13 protein-coding genes and 1 pseudogene are annotated in these 12647 nt (G+C 37.6%); 7 read left to right on the top strand and 7 right to left on the bottom strand.

The window, feature by feature from the left end; genetic code table 11:
- The 4 genes from Aru01_RS16800 to Aru01_RS16785 all read left to right on the top strand — a co-directional run.
- Positions 1 to 852 (top strand): RHS repeat-associated core domain-containing protein (locus tag Aru01_RS16800; RefSeq protein ID WP_042111649.1); only part of this gene is annotated, 852 nt, incomplete at its 5' end.
- On the top strand, positions 849 to 1400 hold the full coding sequence (locus tag Aru01_RS16795) for a hypothetical protein (protein ID WP_016657232.1): 552 nt from the start codon (positions 849 to 851) through the stop codon (positions 1398 to 1400). The genes Aru01_RS16800 and Aru01_RS16795, both read left to right, overlap by 4 nt.
- A gap of 303 nt (positions 1401 to 1703) precedes the next feature.
- Positions 1704 to 1775: a hypothetical protein gene (locus tag Aru01_RS18875; protein WP_155757994.1), complete on the top strand. Its 72-nt coding sequence runs from the start codon at positions 1704 to 1706 to the stop codon at positions 1773 to 1775.
- 146 nt (positions 1776 to 1921) lie between these two features.
- Positions 1922 to 2620 carry a tetratricopeptide repeat protein gene (locus Aru01_RS16785; protein ID WP_016657231.1) on the top strand — a complete coding sequence of 233 codons (699 nt, stop codon included), beginning with the start codon at positions 1922 to 1924 and terminating at the stop codon, positions 2618 to 2620.
- A 533-nt stretch (positions 2621 to 3153) separates the two neighbouring features.
- Here the strand turns inward: Aru01_RS16785 and Aru01_RS16780 are convergent.
- Together Aru01_RS16780 and Aru01_RS16775 are read right to left on the bottom strand one after the other, a co-directional pair.
- A complete protein-coding gene (locus Aru01_RS16780) occupies positions 3154 to 4308 on the bottom strand; it encodes a sensor histidine kinase (protein WP_212541170.1) in 1155 nt (384 codons plus the stop codon).
- Positions 4309 to 4435: 127 nt separating this feature from the next.
- Positions 4436 to 5113, bottom strand: coding sequence for a response regulator transcription factor (locus tag Aru01_RS16775; RefSeq protein ID WP_016657229.1), 678 nt, complete (start codon positions 5111 to 5113; stop codon positions 4436 to 4438).
- 115 nt (positions 5114 to 5228) lie between these two features.
- Here Aru01_RS16775 and Aru01_RS16770 point away from each other — a divergent pair, with 115 nt between their 5' ends.
- Both Aru01_RS16770 and Aru01_RS18965 read left to right on the top strand, forming a co-directional pair.
- On the top strand, positions 5229 to 5960 hold the full coding sequence (locus Aru01_RS16770; protein WP_162183620.1) for a phosphoethanolamine transferase domain-containing protein: 732 nt from the start codon (positions 5229 to 5231) through the stop codon (positions 5958 to 5960).
- Between the two features lie 246 nt (positions 5961 to 6206).
- Positions 6207 to 6320 (top strand): Fic family protein, encoded by a 114-nt coding sequence (locus Aru01_RS18965; protein WP_503089927.1) that lies wholly within the window; start codon positions 6207 to 6209, stop codon positions 6318 to 6320.
- A 147-nt stretch (positions 6321 to 6467) separates the two neighbouring features.
- Here Aru01_RS18965 and Aru01_RS16765 read toward each other — a convergent pair whose 3' ends face one another.
- Positions 6468 to 7277, bottom strand: coding sequence for an IclR family transcriptional regulator domain-containing protein (locus Aru01_RS16765; RefSeq protein ID WP_016657227.1), 810 nt, complete (start codon positions 7275 to 7277; stop codon positions 6468 to 6470).
- A gap of 147 nt (positions 7278 to 7424) precedes the next feature.
- On the opposite strand from Aru01_RS16765, the gene pobA reads away from it, so the two are divergent.
- Positions 7425 to 8648: a 4-hydroxybenzoate 3-monooxygenase gene (gene pobA, locus Aru01_RS16760; protein ID WP_016657226.1), complete on the top strand. Its 1224-nt coding sequence runs from the start codon at positions 7425 to 7427 to the stop codon at positions 8646 to 8648.
- Between the two features lie 384 nt (positions 8649 to 9032).
- Here pobA and Aru01_RS16755 read toward each other — a convergent pair whose 3' ends face one another.
- The 4 genes and pseudogenes from Aru01_RS16755 to Aru01_RS16740 form a co-directional block, all read right to left on the bottom strand.
- A complete protein-coding gene (locus tag Aru01_RS16755; RefSeq protein WP_016657225.1) occupies positions 9033 to 9413 on the bottom strand; it encodes a PaaI family thioesterase in 381 nt (126 codons plus the stop codon).
- Between the two features lie 68 nt (positions 9414 to 9481).
- Entirely contained in the window at positions 9482 to 10735 is a 1254-nt protein-coding gene (locus Aru01_RS16750; RefSeq protein WP_016657224.1) for an OprD family porin, read from the bottom strand.
- Positions 10736 to 10798: 63 nt separating this feature from the next.
- The gene (locus Aru01_RS16745; protein ID WP_016657223.1) at positions 10799 to 11938 is read right to left on the bottom strand and encodes an acyl-CoA dehydrogenase family protein; all 1140 of its coding nucleotides are present in this window, start codon (positions 11936 to 11938) and stop codon (positions 10799 to 10801) included.
- Positions 11939 to 12037: 99 nt separating this feature from the next.
- Positions 12038 to 12647: pseudogene (locus Aru01_RS16740) on the bottom strand (AMP-binding protein); the annotation flags it as partial.

Genomic DNA, 12647 nt, shown 5'->3' with positions numbered 1-12647 from the left:
GTAACTTTAGATACTTGGGGTCAAGCCTTAGAAATTAAGGCCAGTGATCACTTACTAGAGCAAACTAATATCCGTTTCCAAGGGCAGTATTATGACAAAGAGACGGGCTTACACTATAACCGCTATCGTTATTATGAACCGCATAGTGCAAGGTATATCGGAAAAGATCCGATTGGTTTAGATGGTGGGATCAATACTTCGGCTTATGTGAGGGATCCTAATCAGTGGGTCGATCCGATGGGATTGAATGATAACTGGGGAGCATTGACCTCCTTAGGAGGACCAGCCATTGCTGAAAAAGCTTCGTGTTACCAATACTACAGTCAAGAGCAGTGTGATCAGAAAAATTATCATCCTCCAACAAGCATTTATTATGCTAAGCAAGACATCAAGAAAATGGTACAAATAGTAAAGCCTGATTATTATTCTTGTGGTGGAGGTATTGTGGGCGTTTCAGGAGCTGTGAGTGTGAATGGTCATAATGGTAATGTGTATATTAGTGGTGGAAAAACGCCTATAGCAATTATTGGTAATCCAGAAAGTTTAGGAAAATCAAAAGGTGGGAGTTGTACAGCTTCATGGATTGATGCAAGTACTTATAAAAGAATCGTGCCAACTGTTAATAAAGCTACAATCACAGATCAATTTTTAGCAGGCGGATCGACTACTCTTGGGGTAGGAGCTTTTTACGGGGTACTCTCTACTACGAAACCTATTCTTCCTAAGGAAGATCCTATGAGCCATACGCGTAGTTATAATGCTGGTGTTGGTACACCGGGTCCTATTCTAGAAGTTGGAGTTGGAGTACCATTGCGTTCGGATACGAAAGAAAAGAAGGGGAGTGCGAAATGAATAAATTAAGTTATTTAATTCTGGCATTGGGGATTAGTTCTATATTATCAGCATGTAATAAAGAGCCGGTAGTGAACCCTTCATTAAATGGAAATGAAATGATTCAACAAGATTATAGTCATCTTCCACCAGAACAATTTAGGGGAGAATTAAAATTTTTCAAGGAGCAACTTGATATAATTTTTAATACATACAAATTTGTTTTAAGGGATGAGGGAATTGCTTATGCACCAACACAGGGCTTTCTTGTAATTCAAATTCCTATGAAAGAGTTAGATATCAAGGTCTACCATAGTGATATTTTTCCTAAAATAAAAGAAAGTGGTTGGGTATTTAAAAAGAGTATAAAAAATGCTGATATATTTTGTCATGGCAATCAAAGGCAGTTAGAAATAATAAGACCTAAGGATTATTCTAGAGAGATTGTTGGTGAAAATGACAAATTAGCATTTTCAGCCCTAGAAACAGAATGGAATATTGGTATGTATTATCAAGAGCAAGGAACATTTTTTTGTGGTCAGAGCCTACCAATAATTAATATTGAATAAAATAGTCTTTGTTTCACAAATCTATGGCTTTGTTGCACAAAGATGTATGAGTTAAAGCGATCCTAAGACCATTCATATTTAAGTTACAACTCTGGTATGAGGGCGACCTAAGTAAGCATCCGCTGAACCCCACTTTTAAATACGCCTCATTTTTCAGATAGTGCCTATATTCATTTATAGGCATGTATTATGACTTCAGAAACCCTAAACTCCGCAGTTACTAAATCAAGAAAAGTCCGTAAAACATATAATCCAGCTGAACGTGCCGGAATACTCTTGCTTTGCCAATAGCCGAATGCATCGATTGTTGAGATTGCTCAGCTTTATGATATTCATGAAAATACGATTTATAAATGGCGACATAAAGCCAAATAGCAAGAACTGAGACCAGAACGGGTAATGCCTCAGACTGAATTTATTTCGATTCCTTTGAATATGGTACCCGATCAAAAGCAAAGACCGGATAAAGCTATACGGATTGAGATAATTAGCGTATATGGGCAAAAATCTATTGTTTTAAAATGGCCCTAGTAAAAGAAAATGAAAAATTATTTACAATTCAAGATTATTCTGTAACTGGTGGCGTTTTATTAATGAATAACTACATTGAGGAAGCTATTTTTTATCTAAATATTGCGATTGATGGTGACGATGCTATAGCTTATGAAAGGCTAGGTGAGATCTATACTTATAATCATCATTACAAAAACATAGAGGAAGCAATTGGTCTTTTAAAGAAAAGTTTGGATAAAGGTAATTACTATGCTGCATCTTTATTGTCTTATATCTATTTATTTGAAGATAATTATATAGATTTAAATAAATCAATATATTATTCAGACTATGCAATTAAACATGGCCATAATTTAGGTTATTACTATAAAAGTATAGCTTTAGCAGAACAAGGTAATTATGATTCGGCAATGGATAATTTAAATAAAATAGATGAGAAAGAATATAGTGAATATAAAGATGTAGCACTAAGTAAGCTATATGCATACTATAAAAATTATAGTGGTTATAATCCGGAACGCTCAAAAGATATTTTAGAAGGTTTGGTTGATAAATCATCAAATAAAGATCATTTTTCTTGGTTAGCTGATTTTTATATGTTAGATAATGAATTTAAAGATGAGAAAAATGCATATGAATTATATAAAAGAGGTGCAGGTGATTGGTATAGTGAAGGAGTTTTAATGAATTGGCCTAATAAAAATTAATATTGTTGGGGGCTTTGGACATTTCACAAAGGTAGCCAAGCCATATGAATATATAAGCTAAATTTTAGACCCTGTAAATAATTCCATGTAAATCCATTTATTCATCAAACGACCCAAGGTAATTGCTCATAGTTACCCCGAAGTGTGATTTTGGATGCTAGCACAAGTTCAAATCCATCTCCCTCATTTGAACACCCCCTTTACCCCTCATAGATTGATTATAAAAAAATGGGTAAATTATGGGTAAAAGAGTTTTTTATATTAAAATAAAATTATATAAAACAGTATGTTGTGGTTTGAATTCAATGGACGCCATCTCCACCAAATTCTAATTTAGAGAAGTCCATTTAAATGTAAATAAGCCTTAAATATTAATGAGCTTGGGTTTTTTATTACCATTATGAATGGTCACAGGCTTCGTGAAAAATCTCTTCAAACCCTTTGGCCTTGGATTGGGCCGCGCCAGATTACTCATTTATTTGTAAAAAATAAAAGCATATTGATATTTCGATTCGATAGAGTTTTGTTTATTGCTAGGATCTATACATTTCTATACTAAAACGGCAACCTGTTTCTAGACTTTCAACGTCCATGTGCCAACCTAAATGTTCTACGATGCGTTGTACAATTGATAAGCCAAGACCTTCACCATTGTGCTGTGTCTTGTGAGAAAAACGTTTAAAATTTTGAGTGTCAATATTTAAAGGTAGTCCAGGGCCTGTATCTGAAATAATCAATGTCATATCATGCAGGCTGATACGAACCTCACCCTGATCTGTATATTGACAGGCATTACGTAATAAATTCCAAAATACACTTCGTGCTAATTCTGGATTGGTTAGGATGGAAGTGTCTTTAGGTACATCGAGAACCAGTGATACAGATTTTTTATCTAACCAAGGTTCACAACGAACAATGCATTCTTCAAGTATTGGATATAAGAATACCTGCGTTTGGGACAAGGTTTGTGGATCTCTCGATAGTAATAATAAACAAGAAAGTTGTTGCTGCATTTCTTGTGTTGTTTTTACAATTCGCTCAGCACTAGATTTTAGATGACTATCAGCAGGCAGTTGATATACGATGGTTTCTGCTGCTCCACTAATGATCGCGAGTGGTGTACGAAGCTCATGACTCGCATCACCTACAAAAAATCGTTCACGCTGTAAAAATTGTTCCAATTCATTACTATGCTGAGCAAATGCTCTTGCAAGAATACCTATTTCATCAGTTTCATCTTGATATGGAAGTGGCTTTTGTTTTTTTTGTACAGCATCAGCTAAACGCTCTATAGGATTGATAACATGTGCTGAAGTTAATCGTCCAATCCAAAATGCGCATAGAATACACAATAAGATGATTAATGGTGCGAAGATGTCGATTAGAAATTCTAATAACTTATATTTTTTACCATCTTGGAATAGATAATAAAGCTGATCATTAAACTTAAATACCAGTAAGTGATGATCAATAGGGTTATTTAAATAGTGATAGTTTTCTGTGTATTTTCTTAGTGGGGCCGGTACGGTTTGTTCGTTATAGAGATAAGTGCCTTCAGGGAGATCAGGTTTGATACCTTTAGTAAGATCAGACTGTAGATCAGGGACTTTTCTGTACATGTTTTTGGAGACAATGTGTGCGCGTATCTCATCGTACTCTACTTGTTCTGCGACAATGATCAACGTCATTACACCAATCATTAGTAATACGAATGATACTGTGATTCTTTTCTGGAGTGACATTTTAAGAAAAGTAGATTTCATCCGGATTACGTTACCTATTTTAAAAAAGTAATAAATTATTTGGTTATGACTTTTAAGCTTTAAATAGGCGCCAACCAACTCCATGTATAGTATCGATCAGTGCTGATGGAAAGTTTTTATCTATTTGCTGTCTTAAATCATGGATATGTGTACGTAGTGCACTACTTTCTGGAGGATGATCACCCCAAATTAAATATTCCATTTCTTGCTTTTTGACAACATTAGGGGCAGCACGCATAAGCATGAGTAATAATTGATGTGTGATAGGTGTTAAGCTGATGCGTTGATTTTGTCGCCAAGCTTGTGGGGTAAGCGTGTCTACTTGTAAATCTTCCCAAAAAATTGTGCCTCTAACCTGTTTACCTTGTGCTCGACGGACGAGTGCCTTTATGCGTGCATCTAATTCGATTAATGAAAATGGTTTGATGAGATAATCATCTGCACCGCAGGTCAGTCCTTGGACTCGGTCTTCAATCATGTCCCGTGCGGTTAGCATCAATATCGGTACAGGATTCTGAAATTTATTACGCAATTGCTTGCACAGGGTGACACCATCTAATCTAGGTAACATGATATCTAGTAATATAGCATCGTAATTATTTTGCGTGGACATATGTAATCCAGCAATACCATCACGTGCGTCATCTAATACATAACCTAATGGTTCGAAAAAATTGTATAGATTGGCTACTAATTCAGGATTATCTTCGATAATGAGTAGGCGAGTCATAGTCGATCGTATTTTGAATAGGTAAAATTTATCTTAATCAATAATCTAAATCTTAACAACTTCCTGACAGAGGCTTTTCAATAATTCCTAAATTATTCAATTGATGGAATTGCATGTGTTAGAGCATCTTAAATCCCTGAGGTTAAACGCAGTACAATGGGGTTGGTTAACTATATTGTTGTTTGCAATAATATGCTGCAATACACCAAGGTTTATCATAGAAAATTACGGCTTACGTAGTTTGTTGTTTTTTATTGGATTATTGGTCATTCTTTTTTGCTTGTTAAATTTATTATTTACGCCATTCTTTTTTTTACCTTACTTAAGTAAGTCACTGTTAACTTTACTAATCATTATTAGCACCAGCTGCAGCTACGTCATATTGCATTATTACATAACAGTTGATCGGAACATCATACAAAACAATTTTGAAATGTATCAAGCGGACATGAATTGGTATTTTACAATTTCATTGGCACTGACTATTTTAATACTTGATGAATTGTCTGCTGCAATGGTGACCATTGCTTCTAAAAAGCTTGGAAGACCATTAAAAACCATGTTCTCTTGGATCGTGAAAGTATTGATGAGTCTGATTGTACTTGCAGTTATCTGTGTGGTGTTTCACAAGGATTATGCATCGTTTTTCGCTCCCTATAGGGAGCTTCCTAGTCAAGATTTACCTGTAACCTTGGTGAGCAATATCGATGGCTACTACAACAGAGAATTTAATGTCAATGCTCAGTCGCTTCAAGCCATCGATGAAGATGTCTCTCGACCATTAGTAGGAAAGCGTCCAAAGCTTATTATTTATTGCCGTAATCGGGGAGACTGCAAGAGTAGATAGTTTCCAACTTAATGGTTATCCGAAAGTAATCAACCCAAATTTAAGATACAACTGGCTTATGGGGGTATACCTTGTTTTGTAAAATTATTAGAACTGCACACGAAGAGGCAGACATTTACTTGACTTGAAAATTTCAAGCACTAAATTTATTACTTGAAATGCACAACTTTGCAAGATTAATATTTCAGAGCCGTTTATTTTACTTTATAAGCTGATATTTGTATCTTGCCAAGGCTGAATTTCAGCATGTACTTATCTATTATTCAAAGAACTTATCTAAATCAAGCAAAGGATACCCGACTTATAGAACGGACTATCCCTGATCAACCCCAAAGCCTTCAGCAAAAGAACAAAAGATGACTAGTCCAGACCTTATCTTTTTTAATGGTCATGGCTTAAGGAGCTATCAAAAGTATATTAACCTAAGAGGCTCAAATTCTGCATGCACATACAGACAGGTCATCCCAAGACAAAAAAATCAGTAATATATGGTCATTTTTTGAATATTTAAATCATTGCTCTAAGTTCAGCGACAGTATTTCTTAATAACGGCAATATTTTTTCAATCAAATATGTTGCTGTAGTTTTATTGGATTGAGCAATGCAGTTTAAAGCGGCAACATATTTGCCTTGTGTATTTACAACTGGAACAGCTAGAGCAATCACACCAAGTTCATGTTCTTCACTGGATAGACAATAATCTTGTATAGCAACCTGTTTTAATGATGCTAAAAATACGTGTTCATCTATCTCAGTATATGAGGTTAGGCGTTTTAGACCATATTTTTTAAGCCATTCTTGCTGCAAAGTTTCATCTAAACTCGCCAATAAAACTTTACCAGTTGACGTTGCATGGGCAGGTAAACGATTTCCTAAGTGCATCCCATACGGACTAATACGTAAGTTATCTTGCTGTGGTAAATAGCTGCGTGCAATGGGCACAACCTCATGTTCATCTAAAACCACCACAGAAAAAGTGAACTTAGTTTCTACACTGAGTAAATTTAATATCGGCTGTGATATTTTGGAAAGATGTGACGAATTTAAATAAGCACTTGAAAATCGTAATACACGATGAGTCAACCAGTAATAGTGATCGTCACTATCTAAATAACCAAGTGTATAAAGTGTTCTTAAATAACGTCGAGTTGCTGTGCGGCTGAGTTGGCTGCGCGTAGCAATCTGAGTGACATTCAGTTTTTGTTTCTCAACACCAAAAGCTTCTAGTAGTTTGATTCCTCTTGCAAATGAAACGACAAAATCTTCATCTTTAACATAAGAGGTTGGTACTGAATTTATGCCTATTTCCTTGTGCATAGAGATTCCTTATCGTTATTTATTCATCAATGAATTTTTGACCGTTATGCGGATAATATTAACACAAAGCGGTCAGCATCGTCGCCATGCACTAGTAGTTAAAAAGATAAAACTCTAACTTAAGAATAAGGATATGGAGTTTGAATTATGGACGTTTTAACTACGCAAGTCGCGATTATTGGTTCAGGCCCAGCAGGGTTATTATTGGGCCAATTGCTGTATAAGGCAGGTATTTCTCATATCATTATTGAGCAACGTCATGCTGATTATGTTGCTGCACGCATTCGAGCAGGTATTTTAGAACAGGTTTCAGTGGATTTACTGAAACAAGCAGGGGTTGATCAGCATTTAAATGAGGTGGGTTTAGCTCATGAGGGAATCGAGATATTAACAGATGGAGTAAAACATCGTATCGATCTTCATAAGCTGACCTATGGTAAACAGGTTATAGTTTATGGTCAGACTGAGGTCACCAAGGATTTAATGCAGGCACGTCAACAGGCTAATTTAACATCATATTATGAAGCACATGATGTTCAAGTACATGACTTTACTTCTTCACAGACTGATCAAAGCTCACCTTATGTGACCTTTACTCAAGATGGTCAAGCTTATCGTATTAATTGTGATTTTATTGCGGGTTGTGATGGCTACCATGGAGTATGTCGTGCAAGCGTGCCACAAGATAAGATTAAAACCTTTGAAAAAGTTTATCCATTTGGTTGGTTAGGGGTGTTAGCAGATGTACCACCTGTTGCTGATGAATTGATTTATGTGCAGTCTGATCGCGGTTTTGCCTTATGCAGTATGCGTTCTAAAACAAGAAGTCGTTATTACTTACAAGTTCCTCTTACAGATAAAGTAGAACAATGGTCAGATGAACGTTTCTGGGAAGAGCTGAAAAATCGTTTAGATACAGAGAGTGTAAAAAATTTGGTCACAGGCCCTTCGATTGAAAAGAGCATTGCCCCACTGCGTAGCTTTGTAACTGAACCAATGCGGTTTGGACAGTTATTCTTAGCTGGTGATGCCGCGCATATCGTGCCACCTACTGGCGCTAAAGGACTTAATCTTGCTGCTTCTGATATTGCTTATCTATCTAGTGCTTTAGTTGAATTCTATACCACAGGTTCTCAGCAAGGTATTGATGAATATTCTGAAAAGTGTCTCAAACGAATTTGGAAAGCAGAACGCTTTTCTTGGTGGATGACTCATTTGTTACACCGCTTTGAATCAGATAGTGAGTTTGATTTGAAAATTAAACAAGCCGAATTGGCCTATGTATTGGACTCTGAGGCAGGACAAACCACATTGGCTGAAAACTATGTAGGATTACCTTATGAGCTCAAGGCTTTGGAGCTCAATCACTAAAGTTTTTGGGTGCTTGTAAGCGAAGAGATAGAACCACCATGTAGATTGAACTGCATGGTGGTGAAAATGGTTAAGCCACACCGTTTGCAGTATAAAATCGGTGTATTCGCTGCGGTTAAGAAAACTGTTTTGATTGCTATTGATTGAGAAATTTTAAAGAATAAAGCCATAGAATTCATTGAAAGAAAAGTGCTTTGGTATGTTTCAGGCTAAAACAGTTGATCAGCAGTATTAGACCCAAGGAATATAATCACGGTAAGTCATTCATCATTAAAAATCTGCTCTTCCGGCAATATCGATTATTTAAAGAGGAGCTTATAAAATCATATCTTGATGGTTTAAAGTTTTTTAATTAATGTGATTTCAAAAATGAGTATGAACTTTTTATAAAAGTAAAAATGCAGCATCAACACTGGCAATCATTTTTTCATCTTGCCAAGCCTCACTGTGTAGGTTGAGGATTTTACGACCTTCTTTACGAAAACTTGCGATGCAGTGTACCACTCCGATTTGGCAAGGCCTGTAAAAGTCCATATGTAAGTTCACTGTCGTCGCTGGCCGTTCAGCCTGATTGAGTGCTGCAAGTATGCCCATAGTATCATCTAGCATGGCACAAAGCATACCACCCTCAATATGACCTCGTGGATTGCACATGGCCTGTGTGGCAACATAGTTAACTTTAAGGACGCGTGTTTTTGTATCCCAATTGAGTTCGTGACCATGTAGGAAATAGTGAATTGGTGGCAGTTGTTTCAAGTCAAACATGGCATATGATCCATTTAAATTAAGCAAAACAATAAGAAAACCCTCAGGCAGGGCTGAGGGTGGGTGAACTATTTAAATTTCAATGTGTAGTCGATATTAATACGTGTTTCGTTGGCTGGTTTAATATTGGCATTGGCGAGCATAGTGTTGTCATAAATCGCATAACGAGCACGTAAACTTAGATTTTTAAAAGGGCCTTGTTGAATGGTATAACCTAGATCAAAATCTAGTTCATCTTCTTTTAATTGATGACCACCGAGACGCGGTGCTTCGATATGATTGCCCCATGTATAGCGGGTCATGAAGCGTAAGCCTGGTATATAGTTTTTAAAATCATATTCATAACGTAAGCTGTAGACTTTTTCTTTGGGATTTAAAAAGTCTGCTGGCCATGTATCGATGAGTAATCCAGTTTCACCTCCAGATAGATAAGGAAAGGCTGTGCTCCCTTGGTTGTGAAAACTACTGGCAATAAATTTGTGTGTGGCATGTTTCAGCTCAAGGTTGGCATGAATTAAATCATTATTGACCACACCAGCCTTAGCTTGTCCCTGATCACGGCTATGGTAATAACGTAAGGTCGAATTTAACTGAGTTTGATCATTGAACTTCCATTGATGGGCTAGACCAAACATGGATTGATCATAGAGATCTTCTACATTCATATAAAAGCCTGACGCTTTAAGATTGGGGATTAATTGATAATGCCCACCCACATAATATAGACCATCTGTTTCAGCAGGTTTAAAACGTCCATTGACCCCAGTCATTTTAATACGTTCCCAATTCGTTGAGTCACGATGATTAACTTTGTCGATATATGCTGCTTCTAAATCTAAGTTTGGAATATCTTTGGAGTTGAGTGAGACCCCACGATAGGTTTGAGGCAATAAACGTGCAGGGGAGGCAACGATTACAGGGTTCATAGGTAATAAAGTACCAACTCGCAGTTCAGTTGCACTGACTTTAGCTTTGGCGGTGAGCCCTATTTGTCCATAACTGCTTGAGGGTTTATTGGTTATAGGGTCGCGTGGTAAATTACCAGTACCGGCATGGTTTGCATCAGCATCGAGTTTAAATCCTGCTGTGGCCAGTAGATCTAGACCGAAGCCAACTTTGCCTGGGGTATAGCCTGAATGGGCTTTAAAAATAAAACCTTGGCTCCAGTCTTTGGCAGCGGGATAGTTTGATTGTTGTTGAAAGTCTCGATCAAAGTAAAAGTTTCGTAAGGTCAGCTCGACCTTACTTTGATCGATAAAGTCATTGGCAAATGCAGGCGTTGCAAATAACAAGGCCATGCTCATCCAGAGTTTGTAATGCATGTGATTTCTTCCTGAAAATACATGTACATAAAAAAGGGAAGCATTCAGCTTCCCCGCTTAGGGTTATCGGCCCAATAAACTACGAGCGACGATTTCTTTCATAATTTCATTGGCTCCGCCATAAATTTTTTGTACTCGTGCATCGACATAAAAGCGTGAAATTGGATATTCTTGCATATAGCCATAGCCACCAAATAGCTGTAACAATTGGTCGATAATTTCACATTGAGTATCAGTGACGAAGCATTTCAAGGCGGCAACTTCGGTAACGCTCAAAGCATCTTGTTGGTAGCGTTCAGCGCAGTGAAGCACATAGCATTGTGCTGCGTTGGCTTTAATTTGGGCTTGGGCCAGTACAAAGCGAGTATTTTGCAGTTGGCTAAGGGGTTGACCAAAAGCTTTACGTTCAAGCACGTAATTCTGAGTGATTGCAATCGCTCCGAGCATGGAACCAAGTGCCATCATGGAAATGCTTAAACGTTCACGTGGTAGTTCTTGCATAAGGTAGGCAAAACCTTGGCCTTCTTGGCCAAGTAATTGATCTTTGGGTACTTTAACTTGATCAAAAAATAATTCTGCTGTGTCTTGGGCATGTAATCCAATTTTTTTCAGGCCACGACCTTTTTTAACACCGTCTAAATTGGCATCGACCAGCAATATTGAGATGCCTTTGGCACGCGCTTGAGGATCAGTTTTGGCCACTAAAACAATCATATCTGCGTGTAGGCCATTAGAAATAAAAGTCTTCGAGCCATCTACTCGATAATGCCCATCTTCTGCAATTGCTTGGGTGCGAATGGCTTGTAAGTCAGATCCAGCATTGGCCTCGGTCATGGCAATTGCAGTCACGACTTCACCAGTTACCATTTTAGGTAGCCAGTATTGCTTTTGCTGTTCAGTACCAATGTTCTGTAGGTATGGTGAAACTAATTCACTTTGTCCACCGATAGCTACAGCCAAAGCGGTAAACCCCGCATAGGCCGCTTCTTGAACAAGCATCAATGAATAATGAGTAGGTGCACCATAGCCGCCATAGCTTTCAGGGACATCGACACACAAAAATCCATTTTCACCAAGTTTATTCCAGATTTCTCGAGGCATCATGCCTTGGTCTTCCCACTGTTCATAATGGGGAGCAATTTCTTGTGCTAAGAAGCGTCTAAAGTTATCACGAAACAACTCAAAGTCAGGGTCTAGGGACATGATGATTCTCAGTTTATCTATAATTTAGGCAAGACGCTGTCGCTACAGCCATGTTGAATAGGCTGTAGGGCGAGTGTGCTTGATTTAAGTTTTTGGCGTCTAAATGCGCGTGATTAATGGGTTAATGCTGTGCGCATGGTACATTTCTTCAATCAAAGTAATTCGTAGTTGATTAATCTTGCTTTGGTTTAAATTGCCTTTATCGGTAATTTCACCCGCATCAATTGAAGGCGGATCGACCATGAGATACAACATGTTGACGCTGTTGGAACTGCCTGTCGCATCTTGATTGAACTTGAGTAAAAATTGTTGAAACCAATCACGAACTTTAGGGTGACTGAGCACAACAGAAACACCATGCTTTGTTAAATCTAGGCCAGCATAAGTTGCACAGGCATCAACTTTAGGGAAAATTAAAAATCCAATAGCATTTAAGTTTGATCCAGTGATGCAAACATCCTGAATGAGTTGATTACCAAGTAAAAGTACTTTATTGCGCAAAGTCCCTACATTGACAAAAGTGCCCGTGTTGAGTTTAAAGTCTTCAGCGATACGGCCATCGTACATTAGACCTTGTGTTGGGTCATTGTTGTCGACTAAACGCACTGCATCTCCAGTTCGGAAAAAACCTTCTTGATCAAAGATATCCACCTGTTGTTCAGCTGGTAGTCGCCAATAATGCTTCATCACATGCGGACCACGGACGCAG

The sequence above is a fragment of the Acinetobacter rudis genome, assembly GCF_000829675.1.
Taxonomy (GTDB): Bacteria; Pseudomonadota; Gammaproteobacteria; order Pseudomonadales; family Moraxellaceae; genus Acinetobacter; species Acinetobacter rudis.
This window is presented reverse-complemented; position numbering and strand designations above follow the sequence as displayed.

What these genes read in the sequence shown, in the direction of transcription:
- pobA (WP_016657226.1), top strand. Translation starts at nt 7,425, where the DNA reads ATGGACGTTTTAACTACGCAAGTCGCGATTATTGGTTCAGGCCCAGCA.
- Aru01_RS16765 (WP_016657227.1), bottom strand. Translation starts at nt 7,277, where the DNA reads ATGCACAAGGAAATAGGCATAAATTCAGTACCAACCTCTTATGTTAAA.
- Aru01_RS16745 (WP_016657223.1), bottom strand. Translation starts at nt 11,938, where the DNA reads ATGTCCCTAGACCCTGACTTTGAGTTGTTTCGTGATAACTTTAGACGC.
- Aru01_RS16795 (WP_016657232.1), top strand. Translation starts at nt 849, where the DNA reads ATGAATAAATTAAGTTATTTAATTCTGGCATTGGGGATTAGTTCTATA.
- Aru01_RS16775 (WP_016657229.1), bottom strand. Translation starts at nt 5,113, where the DNA reads ATGACTCGCCTACTCATTATCGAAGATAATCCTGAATTAGTAGCCAAT.
- Aru01_RS16785 (WP_016657231.1), top strand. Translation starts at nt 1,922, where the DNA reads ATGGCCCTAGTAAAAGAAAATGAAAAATTATTTACAATTCAAGATTAT.
- Aru01_RS16755 (WP_016657225.1), bottom strand. Translation starts at nt 9,413, where the DNA reads ATGTTTGACTTGAAACAACTGCCACCAATTCACTATTTCCTACATGGT.
- Aru01_RS18965 (WP_503089927.1), top strand. Translation starts at nt 6,207, where the DNA reads ATGTACTTATCTATTATTCAAAGAACTTATCTAAATCAAGCAAAGGAT.
- Aru01_RS16750 (WP_016657224.1), bottom strand. Translation starts at nt 10,735, where the DNA reads ATGCATTACAAACTCTGGATGAGCATGGCCTTGTTATTTGCAACGCCT.
- Aru01_RS16780 (WP_212541170.1), bottom strand. Translation starts at nt 4,308, where the DNA reads ATGACGTTGATCATTGTCGCAGAACAAGTAGAGTACGATGAGATACGC.